This window comes from Pseudomonas sp. 008 (assembly GCF_016861935.1).
Classification (GTDB): Bacteria; Pseudomonadota; Gammaproteobacteria; order Pseudomonadales; family Pseudomonadaceae; genus Aquipseudomonas.
In genome coordinates this window covers 96,846-117,770 of the sequence record NZ_BOMA01000007.1, presented here as the reverse complement: position 1 = coordinate 117,770, position 20,925 = coordinate 96,846, and the positions used below count along the sequence as shown (strand labels likewise).

The 20,925-nt window shown below is 57.9% G+C and carries 24 protein-coding genes; 19 read left to right on the top strand and 5 right to left on the bottom strand.

The window, feature by feature from the left end; translation table 11 throughout:
- Positions 1–50: 50 nt before the first annotated feature.
- The 3 genes from JUI81_RS16200 to JUI81_RS16190 are packed head-to-tail and all read right to left on the bottom strand — an operon-like array spanning position 51 to position 3,634.
- Positions 51–632, bottom strand: coding sequence for a cob(I)yrinic acid a,c-diamide adenosyltransferase (locus JUI81_RS16200; protein ID WP_019581489.1), 582 nt, complete (start codon positions 630–632; stop codon positions 51–53).
- Positions 633–634: 2 nt separating this feature from the next.
- On the bottom strand, positions 635–2,671 hold the full coding sequence (locus tag JUI81_RS16195; protein WP_028939417.1) for a HAMP domain-containing sensor histidine kinase: 2,037 nt from the start codon (positions 2,669–2,671) through the stop codon (positions 635–637).
- A gap of 45 nt (positions 2,672–2,716) precedes the next feature.
- Positions 2,717–3,634, bottom strand: a complete 918-nt coding sequence (locus JUI81_RS16190) for a putative 2-dehydropantoate 2-reductase (protein ID WP_204124653.1) — start codon at positions 3,632–3,634, stop codon at positions 2,717–2,719.
- 140 nt (positions 3,635–3,774) lie between these two features.
- Here JUI81_RS16190 and JUI81_RS16185 point away from each other — a divergent pair, with 140 nt between their 5' ends.
- Together JUI81_RS16185 and JUI81_RS16180 are read left to right on the top strand one after the other, a co-directional pair.
- Positions 3,775–4,260 carry a YajQ family cyclic di-GMP-binding protein gene (locus JUI81_RS16185; protein WP_018926510.1) on the top strand — a complete coding sequence of 162 codons (486 nt, stop codon included), beginning with the start codon at positions 3,775–3,777 and terminating at the stop codon, positions 4,258–4,260.
- 136 nt (positions 4,261–4,396) lie between these two features.
- Entirely contained in the window at positions 4,397–5,239 is an 843-nt protein-coding gene (locus tag JUI81_RS16180; RefSeq protein WP_204124652.1) for a mechanosensitive ion channel family protein, read from the top strand.
- Between the two features lie 128 nt (positions 5,240–5,367).
- Here the strand turns inward: JUI81_RS16180 and JUI81_RS16175 are convergent, their stop codons facing one another.
- Positions 5,368–6,732 (bottom strand): OprD family porin, encoded by a 1,365-nt coding sequence (locus tag JUI81_RS16175; protein WP_204124651.1) that lies wholly within the window; start codon positions 6,730–6,732, stop codon positions 5,368–5,370.
- Positions 6,733–7,293: 561 nt separating this feature from the next.
- Here JUI81_RS16175 and JUI81_RS16170 point away from each other — a divergent pair.
- From JUI81_RS16170 to JUI81_RS16160, 3 genes are all read left to right on the top strand, one after another.
- The gene (locus JUI81_RS16170) at positions 7,294–7,527 is read left to right on the top strand and encodes a hypothetical protein (RefSeq protein WP_204124650.1); all 234 of its coding nucleotides are present in this window, start codon (positions 7,294–7,296) and stop codon (positions 7,525–7,527) included.
- 103 nt (positions 7,528–7,630) lie between these two features.
- Positions 7,631–8,056: an HIT domain-containing protein gene (locus JUI81_RS16165; protein ID WP_007933275.1), complete on the top strand. Its 426-nt coding sequence runs from the start codon at positions 7,631–7,633 to the stop codon at positions 8,054–8,056.
- 3 nt (positions 8,057–8,059) lie between these two features.
- Positions 8,060–8,269 carry a SlyX family protein gene (locus tag JUI81_RS16160; protein ID WP_019581483.1) on the top strand — a complete coding sequence of 70 codons (210 nt, stop codon included), beginning with the start codon at positions 8,060–8,062 and terminating at the stop codon, positions 8,267–8,269.
- A gap of 60 nt (positions 8,270–8,329) precedes the next feature.
- On the opposite strand, the gene JUI81_RS32000 is transcribed toward JUI81_RS16160, so the two are convergent.
- Complete coding sequence (locus tag JUI81_RS32000) at positions 8,330–8,932, bottom strand: cold-shock protein (RefSeq protein ID WP_204124649.1); 603 nt, start codon at positions 8,930–8,932, stop codon at positions 8,330–8,332.
- 463 nt (positions 8,933–9,395) lie between these two features.
- Here JUI81_RS32000 and JUI81_RS16150 point away from each other — a divergent pair, with 463 nt between their 5' ends.
- From JUI81_RS16150 to ybgF, 14 genes are all read left to right on the top strand, one after another.
- Positions 9,396–9,734 (top strand): ribbon-helix-helix domain-containing protein, encoded by a 339-nt coding sequence (locus tag JUI81_RS16150; protein WP_019581482.1) that lies wholly within the window; start codon positions 9,396–9,398, stop codon positions 9,732–9,734.
- A 136-nt stretch (positions 9,735–9,870) separates the two neighbouring features.
- On the top strand, positions 9,871–10,092 hold the full coding sequence (locus JUI81_RS16145) for an FmdB family zinc ribbon protein (protein WP_010457489.1): 222 nt from the start codon (positions 9,871–9,873) through the stop codon (positions 10,090–10,092).
- A 122-nt stretch (positions 10,093–10,214) separates the two neighbouring features.
- Positions 10,215–11,990: an aspartate--tRNA ligase gene (gene aspS, locus JUI81_RS16140; RefSeq protein ID WP_018926502.1), complete on the top strand. Its 1,776-nt coding sequence runs from the start codon at positions 10,215–10,217 to the stop codon at positions 11,988–11,990.
- Positions 11,991–12,110: 120 nt separating this feature from the next.
- A complete protein-coding gene (locus JUI81_RS16135) occupies positions 12,111–12,857 on the top strand; it encodes a YebC/PmpR family DNA-binding transcriptional regulator (protein ID WP_204124648.1) in 747 nt (248 codons plus the stop codon).
- A gap of 163 nt (positions 12,858–13,020) precedes the next feature.
- Positions 13,021–13,545, top strand: a complete 525-nt coding sequence (gene ruvC / locus JUI81_RS16130) for a crossover junction endodeoxyribonuclease RuvC (RefSeq protein ID WP_018926500.1) — start codon at positions 13,021–13,023, stop codon at positions 13,543–13,545.
- A gap of 115 nt (positions 13,546–13,660) precedes the next feature.
- The gene (ruvA, locus tag JUI81_RS16125) at positions 13,661–14,272 is read left to right on the top strand and encodes a Holliday junction branch migration protein RuvA (protein WP_007933256.1); all 612 of its coding nucleotides are present in this window, start codon (positions 13,661–13,663) and stop codon (positions 14,270–14,272) included.
- Positions 14,273–15,334 (top strand): Holliday junction branch migration DNA helicase RuvB, encoded by a 1,062-nt coding sequence (ruvB, locus tag JUI81_RS16120; RefSeq protein WP_018926499.1) that lies wholly within the window; start codon positions 14,273–14,275, stop codon positions 15,332–15,334.
- A gap of 127 nt (positions 15,335–15,461) precedes the next feature.
- On the top strand, positions 15,462–15,929 hold the full coding sequence (gene ybgC, locus JUI81_RS16115) for a tol-pal system-associated acyl-CoA thioesterase (RefSeq protein WP_007933231.1): 468 nt from the start codon (positions 15,462–15,464) through the stop codon (positions 15,927–15,929).
- Positions 15,919–16,614 (top strand): protein TolQ, encoded by a 696-nt coding sequence (gene tolQ, locus JUI81_RS16110; RefSeq protein WP_018926498.1) that lies wholly within the window; start codon positions 15,919–15,921, stop codon positions 16,612–16,614. The genes ybgC and tolQ overlap by 11 nt, the downstream gene beginning before the upstream one ends.
- Before the next feature lie 23 nt (positions 16,615–16,637).
- Positions 16,638–17,090: a protein TolR gene (gene tolR, locus JUI81_RS16105; protein WP_169342487.1), complete on the top strand. Its 453-nt coding sequence runs from the start codon at positions 16,638–16,640 to the stop codon at positions 17,088–17,090.
- Positions 17,090–18,169: a cell envelope integrity protein TolA gene (gene tolA / locus JUI81_RS16100; RefSeq protein WP_018926496.1), complete on the top strand. Its 1,080-nt coding sequence runs from the start codon at positions 17,090–17,092 to the stop codon at positions 18,167–18,169. Before tolR ends, tolA begins: the two co-directional genes overlap by 1 nt.
- Before the next feature lie 29 nt (positions 18,170–18,198).
- Positions 18,199–19,467, top strand: a complete 1,269-nt coding sequence (gene tolB, locus JUI81_RS16095) for a Tol-Pal system beta propeller repeat protein TolB (protein ID WP_018926495.1) — start codon at positions 18,199–18,201, stop codon at positions 19,465–19,467.
- A gap of 52 nt (positions 19,468–19,519) precedes the next feature.
- Positions 19,520–20,017, top strand: coding sequence for a peptidoglycan-associated lipoprotein Pal (pal, locus tag JUI81_RS16090; protein WP_003178634.1), 498 nt, complete (start codon positions 19,520–19,522; stop codon positions 20,015–20,017).
- Between the two features lie 6 nt (positions 20,018–20,023).
- Entirely contained in the window at positions 20,024–20,869 is an 846-nt protein-coding gene (ybgF, locus tag JUI81_RS16085; RefSeq protein ID WP_204124647.1) for a tol-pal system protein YbgF, read from the top strand.
- The last annotated feature ends 56 nt before the right edge of the window (positions 20,870–20,925 follow it).

Sequence of the window (20,925 nt, the reverse complement as noted above, 5' to 3'; positions counted from 1 at the left end):
TTTGCAGTGCTGTGATCATTCCCACGCTCCGCGTGGGAATGATCAGTCGATCAGTTTGAAGGTTTCGCCGCAGGCTGCCATAAAATCTCGGCAATCCCCTGGCGCTTGGCAATCAACCGTGCCGCCACAAACAACAAATCCGACAACCGATTGATATACGCCAGGCCCACCCCGGCCAACGGTTCGATCGCATTCAACTGCTGACAACGGCGTTCGGCACTGCGCGCCAGGCTGCGGCACACGTGGGCCTGGGCAATCAGCGCCGAACCGCCGGGCAGAATGAAATTCTCCAGCGGCCCCAGTTCTTCATTCCACACATCAATGGCCGCTTCCAGCCGTTCGATTTCTGCCGTGTTCAGTGCCTGATACACCGGCATGGCCAGTTCGCCACCGAGGTCGAACAACCGATGCTGGCAGGGCGCCAATACCTCGATCACTTCGCCAAGTCCGGGAAACTCGCCACTTTGCGCCGCCAACCCGGCCAACAGCACGCCCACCTGGCTGTTCAGCGTATCGACCTCGCCAATGGCCTCGATTCGCGGATGGTCCTTGGGCACCCGGCGGCCGTCGCCAAGCCCGGTTTCGCCTTTGTCGCCGGTGCGGGTGTAAATCTTCGACAAACGAAAGCCCATGGTTACCTCGACAGCTGATTGAGTTCTTGAGAGTTCACCGCAGTGCCCGACAAGGGCAGGCGCAAGGTGAAGCAAGTGCCTTGGCCCGGCGTCGATTGCACTTCCATCTGGCCCTTGTGGTTGTTGGTGATGATGAAATACGAAACCGAGAGCCCAAGGCCGGTGCCCTGACCGATTTCCTTGGTGGTGAAGAACGGCTCGAACGTGCGTTTGCGCACGCTTTCGCTCATGCCGATGCCGTTGTCCTCGACCTGGATTTCCGCCCACGGCGGATTCAGTTTTGTACGCAGAATGATCCGCCCCGGTTCGCGGTCGTCTGTACGCTGGTGAATGGCTTGCGCAGCGTTTTTCAGCAGGTTGAGCAGCACCTGTTCCAGTTCGTTGGCGGTGCCGGGTACCGGGCCCAGCGCCGGATCGAACTGGCGAATGATTGCCTGGCCCTTGAAGTCGAAGCCAATGGCCAGGTCGAAGTCGTTGCCGGCGATTTCCACCGCTTGATCGATCAGTGCCGGCAGGTCGCATGGCGCCATTTGCCGAGTGCTGCGGCGGCTGAAGCTGAGCATGTGGGTCACGATCTTCGCCGCCCGGGCGCCGGCCTGCTGAATGCCGTCGAGCAGCTGCGGTACTTCACGCGCTTTCAGGTACTTATTGACCGTTTCCAGTTCGATGCCCATTTGCTCGGCCTGTTCGAGGTTCTTCGGCAGGTCGGGGGACAGACGTCGACGAATGTTCTGCACGTTGTGCAGGATTGCGCCCAGCGGGTTGTTGATCTCATGGGCCATACCGGCGGCGAGGCCGCCGACCGAGAGCATTTTTTCCGACTGCACCATCATCTCTTCCAGGGACAGACGCTGGGTGATGTCGTCGATCCGGATGACCACGCCACGCCCGGCGCCGCCCATCAACGGGTAGAACGTCAGGGCGTAATGCCGGGGTTCGTCGTCCTTGGGCCAGGTAACGCGTTCGATCTTGGCCACCGTATGCTGCTCGACGGTTTGCTTGAGCTGCGGCAGGAATGGCTTGAGGGGTTTGAAGGCGAGAAAGATCGGCTGGTTCAAGGCTTCGTCCAGGCGCGTGCCGGACAGTGCGCTGGCCTCCTGATTCCACTGGGTCACGTAAAGCTGCTCGTCGAGGGCGATCAGCGCCGATGGCATGGAGTCGATGATGCTATTGAGGTAGTTCTGGAAACCGGTGAGTTTTTTCTCGATCTTGCTCCGCACCTGAACTTCCAGTTCCAGCTTGCGGTTGGTGTGACGGGTTTCTTCGGCCAGCCCCTGGGCCTGGTCGTAAGCCGCCTGGGAATCGTCGCGGGCACGCTTGAGCTGCTGCTCCCGGGCCTCGATGCGCGAGAGCATGGTGTTGAACGCTTCGGCGAGGCTGCCGATTTCGTCGTGGTTGCCGCGAGAGGCGCGCAGGGCGTAGTTCTCTTCCCGGGTGACTTGCCGGGACAGCTCTTCGAGCTGATGGATGGGGCGGGTAATCAGGCGTTTGATTTGCCGGGCGATCACCAGCCACAACAGCACGCTGAAGATCAGAATCCCCAGGCTGGCGGTCAGGGTCCCGGTGTAGAACGCCATCGGCAATTCGCTGCTGGCCACCAGCAGCAAATGCCCGGGAGCGGTGCCGGGGCGGGGCAGGGTGATCACTTGATTGCTGCGAAACTCCGTGGCTTGCCAGGCTTCGAGGTGTCGGTAGTGTTCTGGCAGGTTCAGCGTGTCGCCGTGTTGCAGCTGCGCCAGACGCGTACCCGTGCCGTCGTAAAGGGCTGCCGCACGCAGTGGTGAATAACTGTTGAGTTCGTTGAGCAGGCGTTCGGCGTTTTGCGGCGACTTCAGCGCGTCGGACACCAGGCTCGGGTTGGACACCAGTCGGCCGATAGTCTGCAGGGCCTGGGGGGCCATGCTTTCCTGGGAGATGTAATACGCGGCACTGATAAAGGTCAGGTTGGCGACCAGCAAAACGGTGGTCAACAGCACCAGCAGGGCGGCCAGCAGTTTCTGGCCGACCGGAAGGTTTTCAAGGCGCTGGCGCAATGGCATCAGGTTCATCGCTGAAAAGGAACAAGTGGCCAGCGTAGCCGCTGCTCAGTCGCTGGGCAATCCAAGGCTGTGCAGATGAGCGATCAAGCGCTGCTGCAATTGATTGAGGTGGGGCAGGTTCAACTGATGCCGCGACGCAACTTTGCAGGCATGGCCCAACAGGTAGCTGATTTCGGTGCGGCGCTGATTGGCGACATCCTGGTACATCGAGGAGAAATTGGTCGCGGTCGCCTTGATCACCCGTTCGACTTCCTCCCGGAGGTTTTCGGCTGCCGCCGGCTGGCCGCAGCGCTCCAGCAGTTCGGTGAGTTCGGCGCACAGGGTGGCCACTTCGCACTGATGTTGCTGCAAACCGCCGTTGCGGCATTCGTGCAGGACGGTCAACGGGTTGATCGCACAATTGAGCGCCAGCTTGCGCCACAGCCTTGTGAGAATGTCGGTGCTCCACTCATGGGGAATGCCGGCGTCGCTCAAGTCCTCCAGCCAGAACGGTGCCACCGGATGGCCGGCATCTCCCAGCCAGGTGTAACCATGACCGGCAAACACCACGCGCCAGTCGCCATCGCGAAACGCGCCTTCGGTACTGGAAGCGAAGATGCAGCGGGCATGCGGGACTTGCGCGGCGACGGCGTCCTGGCTGCCAAGGCCGTTTTGCAACAGGATCAGTTCGGCGTCCGGGGGCAGGCGGTGGGCGAGCCGGGCCACGGCTGTTACGGCGTCATAGGCTTTACAGGCCACCAGCAGACGGCTGATCGGTCCGTCGCTGTCGGCTGTTTCGCCGGGCACCGGGTACACCCGCGCTTCGCCGTGCTCGACCAGCGTCAGCCCGCCCGCCGCCTGATAGGCCTGCAGGCGTGCCGCGTCCCGTACGATCAGCCTGACCGGCACTGAGGCCCGTGCCAGACGGGTGGCCCACAACGTGCCGAGGCTGCCGGCGCCCAGAACATGCCAAGGGGTCGACATCAGCTTTTTGCTCGGTTTGAGGCTGGCATGTGAGGCTCGCAGTATCGGTTGGAAAAGACCCGTTATAATGAGCCCGATTTTAACCGCAAGCCAAGCGCGCTCCATCGTTATCGAGCGCGCCTTTTTATTGGAGAAATTACATGCCGTCGTTCGACGTGGTATCCGAACTGGACAAACACGAAGTCACCAACGCGGTCGAGAACGCCGTCAAGGAACTCGATCGTCGTTATGACCTGAAAGGCAAGGGCAGCTTCGAGTTCAAGGAAAAAGACCTGACCGTCAACCTGACCGCTGAAGCCGATTTCCAGCTCGAAGCGATGATCGAGATCCTCAAGCTGGCCCTGGTCAAGCGCAAGATCGACGTGCAATGCCTTGAAGTCAAGGATGCCTACGCGTCGGGCAAGCTGATGAAGCAGGAAGCGGTCCTCAAGGAAGGCATCGACAAAGAGCTGGCGAAGAAAATCGTCGCCCACGTCAAAGATGCCAAGCTCAAGGTCCAGGCTGCCATTCAGGGTGAGCAGGTGCGTATCACCGGTAAAAAGCGTGACGATCTGCAGGAAGCCATCGCCGCCCTGCGCGCCAAAACTTTCGACATGCCGCTGCAGTTCAATAACTTCCGCGACTGATCTTTCAAGCGGGAACCTCTCGGCGATTTCGACGTCCGAGGCCCAAGCAACGGCAGAAACGATCGAGCCTTATGGGTTCGGTCTTTCTGCCGCTCATTTTTTGCGTGCCGGGTAGCCGGAAATCAGGAGAAAGTAGATGGATTTGAATACTGAAGTGGACAACCTGGTCAAGGCGTCTCAAGCCTGGATTCCGATGATCATGGAATACGGCAGCCGCGTGTTGCTGGCGGTGATTACCCTGGCCATTGGCTGGTGGCTGATCAACAAAGTCACGCAAAAACTGGGCGGTCTGTTGGCGTTGCGCAACGCCGACCTGGCGCTGCAAGGCTTCATCAGCAGCCTGGCGAACATCATCCTCAAGGTTCTGTTGATCGTCAGCGTAGCGTCGATGATCGGTGTGGAAACCACCTCCTTCGTCGCGGCGATCGGTGCGGCCGGCCTGGCCATCGGTCTGGCCCTGCAGGGCAGCCTGGCGAACTTTGCCGGCGGCGTGCTGATCCTGTTGTTCCGTCCGTTCCGTATCGGAGACTGGATCGAAGCCCAAGGTGTTGCCGGTACTGTCGACAGCATCCAGATCTTCCACACCGTACTGCGCACTGGCGATAACAAAACCATCATCGTGCCTAACGGTAATCTGTCGAACGGCATTATCACCAACACTAACCGTCAGCCGACCCGCAAGGTTGTGTTTGATGTAGGTGTGGCTTACGAAGCGGACTTGCAAAAGGCCCGTGAAGTGTTGCTGGAACTGGCCAAGGATCCGCGAGTGTTGACTGAGCCGGCACCGGAAGCGGTGATTTCCACACTGGGCGACAGTTCGATCACTGTTTCTCTGCGGGTGTGGGTGAAGACTGCCGACTACTGGAATGTGATGTTCATGTTTAACGAGCAATCGCGCGATCGCTTGAAGACTGCCGGCATCGATATTCCGTTTCCGCAGCGGGTTATTCGCGTAGTGCAGGAGTCTGCAACGGTTTAATGATCGGTCTGTCAACTAATGTCTGACCATTTGGTCAGGCATTTCGCAAGACCTAGTGCTGTAGCCAATAAAAAAGGCCCATCCGAAGATGGGCCTTTTTTTGATTACCGCGAACTGGCTTTCGGCAATTACAGAACCGAAATCGGGTAGTCGACGATCAGGCGGAACTCTTTGATATCGCCTTCACCTTCGTCGGCGTTAGCGTAGTGCCATGCTTGACGAATGCGGAAGGAAAGATCTTTTGCCGGGCCAGACTGAACAACATACTTGGCTTCGAAGTTGGTTTCGTTGTGCTTGCCGTCTTCACCGTAAAGCGGGTCACCGGTACGGGTACGGTACTGGCTATTGGCAGCAAGACCAGTGCCGTCAATGTCCCAACCTTTCACGTAACGGGTCATGAAGCTCAGACCTGGAACACCGTACTCGGCCATTTTCAGGTCGTAGCGAATCTGAGCAGATTTCTCGCCAGGAGCGTTGAAGTCAGAGTACTGGATGGAGTTAGCGAGGAAGATCGAGTCGCCGCCGCGGTTGTTTTTGCCCACACCGATGTAGTCGAACGGAGTGTCACCGTTGACCTTCTGGAAGGCGACGGTAATGGTGTGCGCTTTCAGGAAGGAGAAAGCGGCTGCCAGGGAGTAGGCAGTGTTGCTGATGTCACCAGCCTTGGCGCTGCCGGTATCGGTAGTACGGTAGATGTTACCGTCCAGATTCAGCGACTCGGTACCACCCATTGGGATGGTGTAGTTCAGGTTGGCGTAGTACTGGTTCCAGATGTCTTCCAGCTTGGCGCCGTACAGAGAAGCGCTCAGGTTGTCGGTGATGCCATACTTGCCACCGAAGTAGTCGATAGAGTTGGCTTCGACGCCTGCGTAGGTTGCATACAGACCGCCGTCACGACCGTTTTTGTCCTGGCTGGTACCCGAGTAGAAGTGACCGGCTTCGAGGTCAAGGTCTTTGACTTCACTGCTCTGCAGTTGGAAACCGCTGGCAGTTTGAGGAAGGACGCGGGAACCGCCAACAGCGAACACTGGAGCAGTGCTTGGCTGCATGTCACCGACTTTCAGCTCGGTTTTGGAGATGCGGAATTTAACCGCAGCACCGGCTTTGCCCTGGCTGTCGTTGACGTCGTGGGCATAACCGTTGGCCTTAACGGTGTCGCTACGGCTCATGTTGCCCGTACCGGAGGTGCCATCACCGCCATCCAGTTTGACGGCCAGGTAACCGAACGCATCAACGCCAACGCCAACAGTACCTTGGGTGTAACCGGAGCTGAAATTGCCCCAAAAGCCCTGGGTCCAGTCTTTTTGGTCGTGAGCGCCATCTTTGTTGTCACGGTTGAAGTAATAGTTGCGAAGCAGCAAGTTTAGCTTGGCGTCTTCAACAAAACCTTTGGCTTCAGCCTGGTCACTTACGAAAGGTGCGGCCGTAGCCATTTGAGTACTGGCTGCTGCTGCAACTGCCAGTGCGATCATGCTCCACTTCATCACGCGCATCGTGATTTGCTCCTTTGGTTTTTAGAAGAGTACTGCCGTCCCACCTGTTTTATTATCTGGGCGGCTCTTTCTTTTTGTGTCGGCGCAAACTTATATCACGCCGACCCTATTGGCGATACTTGCGCATCTAACCTTTCAGCTTCTTTACGACCCTGTCGCAAATGGCTTGATCAATGTCGCAAATTCACAATCCCGACACAATCGGACTGACAACTTCAGCGCTGTTTTCCAGGGCTTGAGCATCGGTAAAAAAGAGTCCCTTGTCCTGCACTTGAATCTCCATCGGGCAACCCTGCCACTGTTTTTATTGGTCTTCAGGCTTCCACTTCCAGCGGAGCGCTTATAGACGATACGGGTGTTGATGCAACAAGCGTGCACAAATCGGAATTCTGTTGCTGTTTTTTTCCGAAAACCTGCCTGTTGCCGTAAAAACCTCATAAAACCGGGGGGTTCAAGCTCATTTTATGTGGGCTTGACGCCATGCTTTGCATCGTGGTTACCACATCGAAGCTGCGGGGGTGACAACCAAAAGCGTTACCGGTTCACCCCGCCAGTGAGTAATTGGCGGATGCTGACGCACTGAGCGTAGACGCGTTGTGCGGTTTTGGTGCAAAAAATTTTATTTCCTGTACTGAATTCACACATGGTGGCTTTGCCGTGGGTTCGAACGGTGCGTTGTTTATGGGCTGTTTCGGCGTTTTTTCCGTGATGGTCGGTTCCGTCATGGTGCGTCCCGAATCAAAATGGCGCATCACGACGCGCCCGCAGGACGGTGCTGGCGGCAGTTCGTCGTGAAGCGTGTGGCGTTCGCAGGTATGCTGCCGTCCTGTCGCTTGGTGCGCCGTCTTTCGGTGGGGGCGCTAAGCTGAAAAAAGATGACCAGAGGGGAGTGTGCGCTGTGTTCGCTTTAGATCCACGACTTCAACAAGACACGTTGCCAATCGGCGATTTCCCGCTCTGCCGGTTACTGCTGTCCAACGATTCGAATTACCCCTGGTTCATCCTCGTGCCACGCCGCGAGGATATCAGTGAAATATTTCAGCTGGATGGCGCAGATCAACAGCAGCTGTGGCGGGAAACGACTGAGCTGGCGGAAATCCTCAAGGACTCTTTCGACGCGGACAAGTTGAACGTCGCGGCCTTGGGTAACGTCGTCAATCAGTTGCACATGCATGTGATTGTGCGCAAGCGTGAGGACGCCGCCTGGCCAGCTCCGATCTGGGGCAAACAGGAGGCCAAGCCATACAGTTCAGAGCAGATCGCGACGATTCGCGAGCGACTGCGTCTGGTATTGACCGACGATTTCAAGTTTCTGGAGGGCTGAATCATGAGCCTGGACGACCGCGTTACCGATCTGGAAAGCCGGCTGGCGTTTCAGGATGACACCATCCAGGCATTGAATGATGTGCTGGTGGCGCAGCAGCGGGTGGTCGAGCGTCTGCAATTGCAAATGTCGGCGTTGCTCAAGCGGCAGGAGGAAATGGCCGGCCAGTTTGCGACGCTTGAAGAAGAAGAGGCGCCACCGCCCCATTACTAGGACACAGGCAATAAAAAACCGCGAACAGCCAAGCTGTTCGCGGTTTTTTTTAGCCTTGAATCAGCGGCGCGGCAGTGCGGCGATCACATCTTCGGCTTGCAGGCCTTTGTCACGATTCATGACAGAGAACTCCACGCGCTGGCCTTCCACCAGAACGCGGTGGCCTTCACCGCGAATCGCCCGGAAATGCACGAAAATATCATCGCCGGAGTCACGGGAAATAAAGCCGAAGCCTTTGGAGGTGTTGAACCATTTGACGGTGCCAGTATCGCGGTTGCTCATGTCATAGCTTGGCGCGGCGGCGGCCGGTGAAGATTTGTAGAAACTGATGGCCAAGTGCAGGAATACGGCGATCAGGGCAGCGACCAGGCTGAACAGAACGGCAGGTTGACCGGCGATGACAGGCATCGGGGCGATCAGCGTCAGGGTTTGCAGTACGACAGTCAGAACCAGCAAGGCGCTGACCAGGTTTTGCAATTGATGACGCGGGCCTTTGTTCCAGTAAGGGATAACAGGCGCGAGGGTGAGGTTGAGCAGGCCGAAAAAGGCCAGGTACAGCGCATCGGGTTGTTGCAGGTAAGGTGCCGCTTCGGATCGCAGGCTAGGGATGAAGGACAGCAGCAGGGCTGCTGCGCCCATTAGCAGGTGGACGATTTTCAACATTTTGATTAACTCACGTTAAGACGGATCACAAGGAAGAGCTGATAGAGCACGGTTCGCTTCAGAACAATAAGAGGCGTTGGGCACGTACCTGATATCAGCCTATGCGCAGCCCCCGGAAAATAGGTGGTAGCGACACACTGCCTATTTAACAGCAAAGCCTGCGGCTACTCAAATCAGGCGGTCCGGCGGCGTTTCCATTGGCATGGTGCGCGTATGACGCTGCCGAGTGTTATTCGTGCGCTGTGTTTCTCGGATCTTTCGCCTTTTCGTTGAGTGATGTTGCGTCAGTTTTCGTAGGAAATCGTCCGGCCTAGGACGAGCTCCATGATCGCGCCTCCGTTGTTGGCTTATCCTACGTTGATGGTCATAAAGTCATCTGGATATACCGTAGCGCCTGCGCTTTTATAAGGAAACGGAATATGGCCTTTACAAGCAGCAAGGATGACAAAGGAGTGTCAACGGTATGGTTCATGAAGACAGACAAGGCGAGGGGAGGATCGGTCCACTCAAGGATATAAGGATTGATTCACTTGTCAGCGAATTCGATATGGGGCTGGTCCAGCCCTTATCCCGGTCAGTGCGTTTGAATGGTTTTGCGACCTGTTTGCGGCTTGAGCAGGTCTATTGGGATATTTTGGGCGACATGGCCAAGGTCAATTGCTGCTCGGTCAGCGCGCTGTTGTCCCATGTGGATCGTGAGGTGCACTTGCGCCATGGCGGGGTGAAAAACTTCACCGGGCTGGTGCGGGTTGTCTGTGTCGTGCACAGCCTGAAGGAGGGCAGTTGCCCCGTCATGGCTTAGCGAGAGCAGCTGAATGAGTCGAGTGTCGGTCTGTGCAGTCTTACGGCTGCACAGGCAGCATTTAATGGATATAATCCCGCTCTTTGCCGCAAAGCCCTGCATGCGCGGTAGCAATCTGATCGCCGAGACAACCCCCATGCCGATGTACGATTACCAATGTGCTTCCTGTGGTCATCAGTTGGAAGCCATTCAAAAGATCAGCGCAGCACCGCTGGTCGACTGCCCTGCCTGCCAGGCACCAGAGCTTAAAAAGATGCTGTCCATGCCCGGTTTCCGCCTCAGTGGCACCGGCTGGTACGAAACCGACTTCAAGACCGGTTCCAAGAAAAATCTGGCCGGTGGCGACAAAGCTGACTAGGGTCTAGCGCCCGGGTTGAACGACACGCGCGAGCTCTTGCATCATCTGGCACCTTATTCAAGTGCGGTGGTGCGGCAAGACCTCCACCCGAATTTCGAATTACGAGAAGTGAAACCACTACCATGATGCGCAGCCATTATTGCGGCCAACTGAACGAAAGCCTGGAAGGCCAGGAAATTACCCTTTGCGGATGGGTTCACCGTCGCCGTGACCATGGCGGGGTGATTTTCCTCGATATCCGTGATCGTGACGGTCTGGCCCAGGTGGTGTTCGATCCGGACCGTGCCGAGAGCTTCGCCGCCGCCGATCGCGTGCGCAGCGAGTACGTCGTGAAGATCACCGGCAAGGTTCGCCTGCGTCCGGCCGGTGCAACCAACGCCAACATGGCGTCGGGCATGATCGAGGTCCTGGGCTACGAGCTGGAAGTGCTGAACGAATCGGAAACCCCGCCGTTCCCGCTGAACGAGTTCTCCGACGTTGGCGAAGAAACCCGCCTGCGTTATCGCTTCCTTGATCTGCGTCGCCCTGAAATGGCCGAGAAGCTGCGTCTGCGTTCGCGCATGACTACCAGCATCCGCCGCTATCTGGACGAGAACGGTTTCCTCGACGTCGAGACGCCGATCCTGACCCGTGCAACGCCGGAAGGCGCGCGTGACTATCTGGTGCCGAGCCGTACTCACGCCGGTTCGTTCTTCGCCTTGCCGCAATCGCCTCAGCTGTTCAAGCAGCTGTTGATGGTGGCCGGCTTCGACCGTTACTACCAGATCGCCAAGTGCTTCCGCGACGAAGACCTGCGTGCCGACCGTCAGCCGGAATTCACTCAGATCGACATCGAGACCAGCTTCCTCGATGAAAAAGACATCATGGGCCTGACCGAAGGCATGATCCGCAACCTGTTCAAGGAAGTGCTGGGTCTGGAATTCGGCGAATTCCCGCACATGACCTTCGAAGAGGCCATGCGCCGCTACGGTTCCGACAAGCCAGACCTGCGTAACCCGCTGGAACTGGTGGATGTTGCCGATCAGCTCAAGGAAGTCGATTTCAAGGTGTTCAGTGGCCCGGCCAATGACCCGAAATGCCGTATCGCCGCCTTGCGCGTTCCAGGCGGGGCGAGCATGCCGCGCAAGCAGATCGACGATTACACCAAGTTCGTCGGCATCTACGGAGCCAAGGGCCTGGCGTACATCAAGGTCAACGAGCGTGCTGCCGGTGTTGAAGGTCTGCAGTCGCCGATCGTGAAAAACATCCCGGAAGCCAACCTGAACGTGATCCTCGATCGCGTGGGTGCGGTCGATGGTGACATCGTGTTCTTTGGCGCCGACAAAGCCAAGATCGTCAGCGAAGCCCTGGGCGCGCTGCGGATCAAGCTGGGTCATGACCTCGAGCTGCTGACCTGCAAGTGGGCGCCAATGTGGGTCGTCGACTTCCCGATGTTCGAAGAGAACGACGACGGCAGCTTCAGCGCCTTGCACCACCCGTTCACCGCGCCGAAGTGCACTCCTGAAGAGCTGGAAGCCAACCCGGCCGGCGCTTTGTCCCGCGCCTACGACATGGTCCTGAACGGCACCGAGCTGGGTGGCGGTTCGATCCGTATCCACCGCAAGGAAATGCAACAGTCGGTGTTCCGTCTGCTGGGTATCAACGAAGCGGAACAGGAAGAGAAATTCGGCTTCCTGCTCGATGCCCTGAAATATGGCGCGCCGCCGCACGGTGGTCTGGCCTTCGGTCTGGACCGTCTGGTGATGCTGATGACCGGCGCCCAGTCGATCCGTGAAGTGATCGCCTTCCCGAAAACCCAGAGTGCTGCGGACGTGATGACGCAGGCTCCGGGCGTGGTAGATGCCAAGGCGTTGCGCGAACTGCACATTCGTCTGCGCGAAACGCCAAAGGCAGAGTAAAGCTGACCGCAAAGGCGCATCCTTTTGGGATGCGCCTTTTCTTTAGGTCGAGATTTTTTGTTGCTGGCCGACACTCCCTGTGTGGCGGGCGATGTTTCAAAGAGAAATTCGGAGCGAGTTATGGCGGGTCATTCCAAGTGGGCGAACATCAAGCACCGCAAAGAACGTCAGGATGCCAAGAAGGGCAAGATTTTCACCAAGTGGATTCGTGAACTGACGGTCGCTGCCCGTCAGGGCGGCGCTGATCCGGGCTCCAACCCGCGTCTGCGTCTGGCGCTGGATAAAGCGCTGGGCGCAAACATGAGCCGTGACATCATCGACCGCGCGGTGGCCCGTGGTGCCGGCGCTGCCGACACCGATGACATGGTCGAGCTGACCTACGAAGGCTATGGCCCGGGCGGCGTGGCGGTGATGGTCGAATGCATGACCGATAATCGCAACCGTACCGCAGCCGCTGTTCGCCATGCGTTCAGCAAGTGCGGCGGCAACCTCGGTACCGACGGTTCGGTGGCTTATCTGTTCGAACGCAAAGGGCAGATTTCCTTCGCGCCAGGGGTTGATGAGGACGCGCTGATGGAAGCCGCCATGGAAGCCGACGCCGATGACGTGGTGACCAACGAAGACGGCTCCATCGACGTGTTTACCTCGTTCGCCGGCTTCTATTCCGTGCGCAATGCCTTGGAGGCCGCAGGCTTCAAGGGCAGCGATGCGGAAGTCGTCATGTTGCCGACCACCAGTGCCGAGCTGGATCTGGAAGGCGCCGAGAAGGTTCTCAAGCTGATCGACATGCTCGAAGACCTGGATGACGTGCAGAACGTGTATTCCAACGCGGACATTCCAGAGGCGGTAGCCGCACAGCTCGGTTGATGCCTTTATAAAGATCGCAGCCTTCATCAGCCCTGCAGGTGCTGGCGAAGCCTGCGATCTTTTGATTTTCAGCTATTTATTTTAAAGATCGTCCGAACGCGGCCCGAGCCTTCGGCAGCTCCTACGGTTACTCTCAGATATTCGCACTAGCTTTGCAGGCGTTATGACTTTAATTCTTGGTATCGACCCCGGCTCGCGTATCACCGGTTACGGCATTGTTCGCGATACTGGCCGTGGTTGTGTTTACGTGGCATCGGGCTGTATCCGCACCGGTGCCGGCGAGTTGCATGAGCGTCTGCAGATCGTCTATCGCGGTGTGCGTGAAATCATTCAGACTTATGGTCCGGTCACCATGGGCATCGAAAAGGTGTTCATGGCGCGCAATGCTGACTCCGCGCTGAAACTGGGGCAGGCCCGTGGCGCGGCGATTGTCGCCGGCGCCGAAGAGAGCCTGGAAATTGCCGAGTACACCGCAACCCAGGTCAAGCAGGCCGTGGTCGGCACCGGCGCCGCCAATAAAGAACAAGTGCAAATGATGGTCATGCACATGCTGAAACTGACCAGCAAGCCGCAAATCGATGCCTCGGATGCCCTGGCCATCGCGATTTGCCACGCTCACACCCGTTCCAGCCTGTTGCCCCATGGCCTGGGCGCGGCACGCAGTCGTGGCGGGCGCCTGCGTCTCTGATAGCATCAGCAATCATTTTTTGTGGGATGAGGGTTTTGCGCCTGTGTAGTCGGTGCAAAACCCTTGTTCTGTCAGTCGCCAGCACTGATCTGGCCAACGCTCAAGGATCTGAAACGTGATTGGACGCTTGCGCGGCACTTTGGCTGAGAAACAGCCGCCGCACCTGATTCTGGATGTAAACGGTCTGGGGTATGAGCTGGAAGTGCCCATGACCACGCTTTATCGCTTGCCGTCGGTCGGTGAACCGCTGACCCTGCACACCCATTTGGTCGTACGCGAAGACGCGCAGTTACTCTATGGCTTCTTCGGCAAGCGTGAGCGAGACTTTTTTCGCGAACTGATCCGTCTCAATGGGGTAGGGCCGAAACTGGCGCTGGCCCTGATGTCGAGCCTGGAAGTCGACGAGTTGATCCGTTGCGTGCAGTCCCAGGACACCTCGGCACTGACCAAGGTGCCGGGCGTTGGCAAGAAGACTGCCGAGCGTTTGCTGGTGGAACTCAAGGATCGCTTCAAAGCCTGGGAAACCGTACCGAGCATGTTTGCGTTGGTGCCGAACCAGCCGGATGCGCCAGCGCAACAAGTCGCTGCCGCCGAAAATGACGCGGTCAGCGCGCTGATTTCCCTGGGCTACAAGCCGCAGGAAGCCAGCAAGGCGATTTCCGCGATCAAGGAGAAAGGTTTGAGCAGTGAAGACATGATTCGTCGTGCCCTGAAGGGAATGATCTAAGTGATTGAAGCTGATCGTCTGATCGCCGCTACGGGTGGCCCCCGTGAGCGCGAAGAAGTCCAGGACCGGGCGATTCGTCCCGTCAGCCTGGCCGAATACATTGGCCAGCCGACCGTTCGCGAGCAAATGGAGTTGTTCATCCAGGCCGCGCGCGGGCGCAATGAATCGCTGGATCACACCCTGATTTTCGGCCCGCCGGGTCTGGGTAAAACCACCCTGGCCAACATCATTGCCCAGGAAATGGGCGTGTCGATCAAAAGCACCTCGGGGCCGGTCCTCGAGCGTCCTGGTGATCTGGCTGCATTGCTGACCAACCTTGAGCCCCATGACGTGCTGTTTATCGACGAGATCCATCGGTTGTCGCCGATCGTCGAAGAAGTGCTGTACCCGGCCATGGAAGATTTCCAGCTCGACATCATGATCGGCGAAGGGCCGGCCGCGCGCTCGATCAAGCTCGATCTGCCACCGTTTACCCTGGTTGGCGCGACGACCCGTGCCGGTATGCTGACCAACCCGTTGCGCGACCGTTTCGGGATCGTCCAGCGCCTGGAGTTCTACAGCACCGCCGACCTGGCAACGATTGTCAGCCGTTCGGCGAACATTCTCGGTTTGCCGCTGGACCCGGAAGGCGCCTTTGAAATCGCCCGGCGTGCCCGTGGCACACCGCGAATCGCCAACCGCTTGCTGCGCCGGGTCCGGGATTTTGCCGAGGTTCGCGCCAAGGGTCACATCACCAAACCAATCGCCGACCTGGCCTTGAACCTGCTGGATGTCGATGAGCGTGGCTTCGACCATCAGGACCGACGCCTGCTGTTGACCATGATCGAGAAGTTCGACGGTGGGCCGGTGGGGGTGGACAGTCTGGCCGCTGCTATCAGCGAAGAACGCCACACCATTGAAGATGTGCTGGAGCCGTACCTGATCCAGCAGGGCTATATCATGCGCACGCCGCGGGGGCGGGTAGTGACCCGGCATGCGTATTTGCACTTCGGCTTAAACATTCCGTCACGATTGGGCGAGATGCCCGTGGTAGACGAGTTCCTCGATGCCGTGGACGATTAATCACCTTTGCGCGCTGATTTATTCAGGGTTTGTGCTGTCCCAGGACGGTACTTTCGCCAGAAAGCCGCGAATCAATGAAAAACAGTTGCCTGGCCGGATTGGCAACCTGAGGAGTAAGCACTAGAGTATGCGCGCGCAAAACGGGCTTGAGCCGTTCGCACATCGTTGTCGCGTTTATTACGAGGACACCGATGCCGGCGGCATCGTGTATTACGTCAATTACCTCAAGTTTATGGAACGGGCTCGAACCGAGCGGCTCCGAGAGCTGGGCTTTGCCCAGTCGGCGCTGGCAGGGGAGGACCTGTTGTTCGTCGTGCATTCCAGCGAAGCGCGTTATCACGCGCCGGCGCGACTGGACGACGAGCTGCTGGTAAGCGCCGAAGTAATTGAATTGAACCGGGTCAGCCTGCGCTTCAAACAGCAGGTCAGGCGGGCTACGGATAACGTGCTGCTCTGCGAAGGGCAGTTTCTGGTGGCCTGTGTGCGCACTAACAGTTTGAAACCCCGGGCCATTCCCGAAGCTCTACGTGCGGCCTTTGCCGACGTGAGCGGCGCGGGTACACACTCAAAGCAGGAGATAAAGCGTGGAAGCTAACGTCGTCGACCATTCCTCCATGTGGAGCCTGGTCAGCAATGCCAGTGTCGTGGTGCAACTGGTAATGCTGATTCTGGTAGCCGCATCGGTGACCTCGTGGATCATGATCTTTCAGCGCAGCAACTTGCTGCGCGCCGGTCGACGTGCCCTGGAGAGCTTTGAAGAGCGCTTCTGGTCCGGTATCGACCTGTCCAAACTCTACCGTCAGGCTGGCAGCAACCCTGATCCGGATTCCGGCGTCGAGCAGATCTTCCGTGCCGGCTTCAAGGAATTCTCCCGTCTGCGCCAGCAGTCGGGCGTTGATCCGGAAGCGGTCATGGAAGGCGTGGCGCGTGCCATGCGCGTAGCCATCTCCCGTGAGGAAGAGAAGCTCGAGCAGAGCCTGCCGTTCCTCGCCACCGTCGGTTCCGTCAGCCCGTACATCGGTCTGTTCGGTACAGTCTGGGGCATCATGAACTCCTTCCGTGGTCTGGCGACCGCCCAGCAAGCGACCCTGGCCACTGTGGCTCCAGGTATCGCCGAAGCACTGGTTGCTACTGCGATCGGTCTGTTCGCTGCCATCCCGGCCGTTATCGCCTACAACCGTTTTGCTGCCCGCAGCGAAACCCTGCTGGGCCGCTATTACACCTTCGCCGACGAATTCCAGGCGATCCTGCACCGCAAAGTGCACACCAGCGAAGAATAAGCAGGTAATTTCCAATGGCTTTAATCGCTCGAGCTCGCAAAAAGCGCAAGCCGGTTGCCGAGATGAACGTGGTGCCTTACATCGACGTGATGCTGGTACTGCTGGTCATCTTCATGGTGACCGCGCCGATGCTCAATCAGGGCGTGAAAGTTGATCTGCCCAAGGTTTCCAGCGAAGCCTTGCCGCAGGACAACAACACTCAGGTCCTGACCATTTCGATCAAGGCTGACAAGACCTACTACTGGAACCTTGGCAGCGAAGTCGACACCGAAAAGCAGCAGGACAAGGCCATGACCTTGCCGCAAATGACCGACGCCGTGACCAAGATCATTCGCGTTGGTAACGGTAACGGCAAGCGCACGCAGGTGTTCATTCGTGGCGACAAAACCGTCGATTATGGCGCCGTCATGGGCGCCATGGGCGGGTTGCAGAAGGCCGGGGTCGGTAATGTTGGCTTGATTACCGAGGCGCCCTGATGCAGCAACTGCGAGAGCCGTCCGCCTCGGAAAGCTACTTCTGGCCTAGTGTCTGGGCGATTGTCTTGCACGTGCTGGTGTTCGGCATGCTGTTCGTCAGTTTCGCCTTCACACCGGAGCTGCCGCCGGCCAAGCCGATTGTCCAGGCAACCCTGTACCAGCTGAAATCGAAAAGTCGGGCGACCACCCAGACCAATCAGAAGATCGCGGGTGAGGCGCAGAAATCTGCTGCGCGTCAGACCGAAGTCGAGCAGATGGAACAGAAGAAGGTCGAGCAGGAAGCGGTGAAGGCTGCGGAACAAAAGAAAGAAGAAGCGGCTCAAAAGGCCGAGGAAGCCAAGAAGGCCGACGAGTCGAAGAAAGCGGAAGAGGCGAAAAAGGCTGATGAAGCCAAGAAAGCCGACGAAGCGAAGAAGACCGCCGAAGCCAAAAAGGCCGAAGAGAAACAATTGGCTGATATAGCCAAGAAGAAAGCCGAAGAAGAAGCCAAAAAAGCTGCTGAAGAAGAGGCCAAGAAAGCGGCCGCTGAAGAAGCGAAGAAAAAGATCGTCGAAGACGCGAAGAAGAAAGCTGCGGAAGACGCCAAGAAGAAAGCTGAAGCGGAAGAGGCGAAGAAGAAAATCGCCGAAGACGCGAAGAAGAAAGCGACTGCCGATGCTGCGAAGAAGAAAGCGCAGGATGCGGCTCGCAAGTCGGTAGAGGACAAGAAGGCTCAGGCTCTGGCTGACTTGCTGTCCGATAAGACCGAGCGTCAGCAGGCTTTGGCGGATGAGCAAGGCGATGAAACCGCGGGCAACTTTGATGATCTGATTCGTTCGCGAGCATCTGAAGGTTGGGCGCAGCCACCGTCGGCCCGCAAGGGCATGAAGGTGATTCTGCAAATCAACATGCTCCCTGACGGAACGATCTCCGGTGTTTCGGTTGCTCATTCCAGCGGTGACGCGCCGTTCGACAGTTCTGCAGTCGCGGCTGTAAAAAATATTGGTCGATTGACCGAAATGCAGGGTCTGAAGCCAGCTGATTTCGCACCCTATCGTTCATTCAAGATGACATTCACACCTGAGGATCTAGCCTTGTGAGAAACCTTCTTCGAGGACTGCTTGTAGTCATGTTCTGCTTTGCAGGACTGGCCACGGCAGATGAAAAAAATATCCTGGTCAGCAGTGGCAGCTCCCAGGCAACTCCAATTGCCGTTGTGCCTTTCGGCTTCCAGGGCGGTAGCGTGCTGCCGGACGACATGGCTGAGATTATCGGTAACGACCTGCGCAATTCGGGTTACTACGCGCCGATTCCAAAGCAGAACATGATCAGCCAGCCAAGCCAGGCCAGCGAAATCATCTACCGTGACTTCAAGGCGGTGGGTGCCCAGTACGTCATGGTCGGCAGCATTGTTCCGGCGGGCGGTCGCCTGCAGGTGCAGTACGCACTGTTCAACGTCGCCACCGAGCAGCAAGTGCTGACCGGCAGCGTGTCGGGCGGCGTCGATCAACTGCGCGACATGGCGCACTACATCTCCGACCAGTCGTTCGAAAAACTCACCGGTATCAAAGGTGCGTTCTCGACGCGTCTGCTGTACGTGACGGCCGAGCGTTTCTCCGAGAAGAACACTCGCTACACACTGCAACGTTCGGACTACGACGGTGCCCGTGCCGTGACGCTGCTGCAATCGCGCGAGCCAATCCTGTCGCCGCGTTTCGCACCGGATGGCAAGCGCATTGCCTACGTGTCGTTCGAGCAGAAGCGTCCGCGCATTTTCATGCAGAACATCGACACCGGTCGCCGTGAGCAGATCACCAACTTCGAAGGCCTGAATGGCGCGCCAGCCTGGTCGCCGGATGGCAATCGCCTGGCATTCGTATTGTCGAAAGACGGTAACCCGGACATCTACGTGATGAACCTGGGGTCGCGTCAGATCACCCGTGTCACCAATGGTCCTGGCATCAACACCGAACCGTTCTGGGGTAAGGATGGTTCGACCATCTACTTCACCTCCGACCGTGGCGGCAAGCCTCAGATCTATAAAACCAGCGCAGGCGGTGGTGGTGCGGAGCGTGTGACCTTCATTGGTAACTACAACGCCAACCCTAAACTGTCGGCCGATGAAAAGACCCTGGTGATGATTCACCGCCAGGACGGTTTCACCAACTTCAAGGTGGCGGCCCAGGATTTGCAGCGCGGTAGTGTAAAGATCCTCACTGATAGCACTCTGGACGAGTCTCCTACTGTTGCGCCCAACGGCACCATGGTAATCTACGCCACCCGCCAGCAGGGCCGGGGAGTCTTGATGCTCGTGTCTATTAATGGACGCGTGAGGCTCCCGCTTCCTACCGCACAAGGCGAAGTCAGAGAACCGTCCTGGTCCCCTTACCTGAACTGACGCGGCGCTATACGTTTTACTTAACACACTGGGGTTCATTAGGAGTTTCACGATGGAAATGCTGAAGTTTGGTAAATTTGCTGCGCTGGCTCTGGCCATGGCTGTAGCTGTAGGTTGCTCGTCCAAAGGCGGCGACAACGCCGGTGAAGGCGCTGTAGATCCAAACGCTGGTTACGGCGCTAACACTGGTGCAGTTGACGGCTCCCTGAGCGAAGAAGCTGCTCTGCGCGCAATCACCACCTTCTACTTCGAATACGACAGCTCGGACCTGAAGCCAGAAGCCATGCGCGCTCTGGACGTTCACGCCAAAGACCTGAAAGCAAACGGCGCTCGCGTTGTTCTGGAAGGCAACACCGACGAACGTGGTACTCGTGAGTACAACATGGCACTGGGCGAGCGTCGTGCGAAAGCCGTTCAGCGCTACCTGGTACTGCAAGGTGTTTCCCCAGCTCAGCTGGAACTGGTTTCCTACGGCGAAGAGCGTCCAGTTGCTACCGGCAACGACGAGCAGTCCTGGGCTCAAAACCGTCGCGTCGAACTGCGTAAGTAATTCGTCATGCGAACGTGCCGTCGTGCTGTAACTGTTTTGGCTCTCAGTCTCGCACCGCTTGCGGTGTGGGCTGCGGTTCCTGTGGTCGAGGACAACTCCGGCTATAACAATAGCGGGAGCAGTTATCCGCCTGCAGGTTACGGTACGAACGGCGCCTATGCCGGGGGAGGGGTTTCGGCCCCTGTCTCGGCACAGGGCGAGCTGTTCAACCAACTGCAATCGATGCAGGAGCAGATCTCGCGCCAACAAGGCATCATCGAAGTTCTGCAAAATGATGTAGCGCGCATGAAGCGAGAGAACCTGGAGCGATATCAGGATCTTGATCGGCGCATAGGAACCGGCGTTGCACCAGCCGCGACTCCTGATAATTCTTCCACCGGTGGCAATTTGAATGCCCCCGGTGCAGCAGCCGGCGCAGGTGCGGGAGCGGCTGCCGCTCAAGCCCCGGCCGCGGCCGCGGGTGGCGAACCGGCTGACCCGGCGAAGGAAAAACTGTATTACGATGCAGCCTTCGACCTGATCAAAGCCAAGGATTTCGACAAGGCCAGCCAGGCTTTCGCCGCATTCCTGCGCAAATACCCGAACAGCCAATACGCGGGCAATGCCCAGTACTGGTTGGGTGAAGTGAACCTGGCCAAAGGCGATCTGCAAGGTGCGGGTCAGGCATTTGCCAAGGTTTCGCAGTTGTACCCCAAGCACCCCAAAGTGCCTGATTCGCTGTACAAGCTCGCTGATGTAGAGCGTCGTCTCGGTCATACCGACCGGGTCAAAGGCATTCTGCAACAGGTCGTGTCCCAATATCCGGGCACTTCCGCCGCTCAGCTGGCGCAACGGGACTTGCAGCGCATGTAAGCCTGTTTAGCCCGTTTTGAAGAAACCCGCGCTTGTCGCGGGTTTTTTCGTTAGAA

Bases quoted from the DNA above. Each gene is read 5' to 3' on its own strand.
- ybgC (WP_007933231.1), top strand. From the start codon at position 15,462: ATGCGCGCGCAAAACGGGCTTGAGCCGTTCGCACATCGTTGTCGCGTT.
- JUI81_RS16185 (WP_018926510.1), top strand. From the start codon at position 3,775: ATGCCGTCGTTCGACGTGGTATCCGAACTGGACAAACACGAAGTCACC.
- ybgF (WP_204124647.1), top strand. From the start codon at position 20,024: ATGCGAACGTGCCGTCGTGCTGTAACTGTTTTGGCTCTCAGTCTCGCA.
- JUI81_RS16180 (WP_204124652.1), top strand. From the start codon at position 4,397: ATGGATTTGAATACTGAAGTGGACAACCTGGTCAAGGCGTCTCAAGCC.
- JUI81_RS16150 (WP_019581482.1), top strand. From the start codon at position 9,396: ATGGTTCATGAAGACAGACAAGGCGAGGGGAGGATCGGTCCACTCAAG.
- JUI81_RS16190 (WP_204124653.1), bottom strand. From the start codon at position 3,634: ATGTCGACCCCTTGGCATGTTCTGGGCGCCGGCAGCCTCGGCACGTTG.
- JUI81_RS16175 (WP_204124651.1), bottom strand. From the start codon at position 6,732: ATGCGCGTGATGAAGTGGAGCATGATCGCACTGGCAGTTGCAGCAGCA.
- JUI81_RS16160 (WP_019581483.1), top strand. From the start codon at position 8,060: ATGAGCCTGGACGACCGCGTTACCGATCTGGAAAGCCGGCTGGCGTTT.
- JUI81_RS16145 (WP_010457489.1), top strand. From the start codon at position 9,871: ATGCCGATGTACGATTACCAATGTGCTTCCTGTGGTCATCAGTTGGAA.
- JUI81_RS16195 (WP_028939417.1), bottom strand. From the start codon at position 2,671: ATGCCATTGCGCCAGCGCCTTGAAAACCTTCCGGTCGGCCAGAAACTG.
- JUI81_RS16200 (WP_019581489.1), bottom strand. From the start codon at position 632: ATGGGCTTTCGTTTGTCGAAGATTTACACCCGCACCGGCGACAAAGGC.
- JUI81_RS16135 (WP_204124648.1), top strand. From the start codon at position 12,111: ATGGCGGGTCATTCCAAGTGGGCGAACATCAAGCACCGCAAAGAACGT.
- tolB (WP_018926495.1), top strand. From the start codon at position 18,199: ATGTTCTGCTTTGCAGGACTGGCCACGGCAGATGAAAAAAATATCCTG.
- ruvC (WP_018926500.1), top strand. From the start codon at position 13,021: ATGACTTTAATTCTTGGTATCGACCCCGGCTCGCGTATCACCGGTTAC.
- JUI81_RS32000 (WP_204124649.1), bottom strand. From the start codon at position 8,932: ATGTTGAAAATCGTCCACCTGCTAATGGGCGCAGCAGCCCTGCTGCTG.
- tolA (WP_018926496.1), top strand. From the start codon at position 17,090: ATGCAGCAACTGCGAGAGCCGTCCGCCTCGGAAAGCTACTTCTGGCCT.
- pal (WP_003178634.1), top strand. From the start codon at position 19,520: ATGGAAATGCTGAAGTTTGGTAAATTTGCTGCGCTGGCTCTGGCCATG.
- aspS (WP_018926502.1), top strand. From the start codon at position 10,215: ATGATGCGCAGCCATTATTGCGGCCAACTGAACGAAAGCCTGGAAGGC.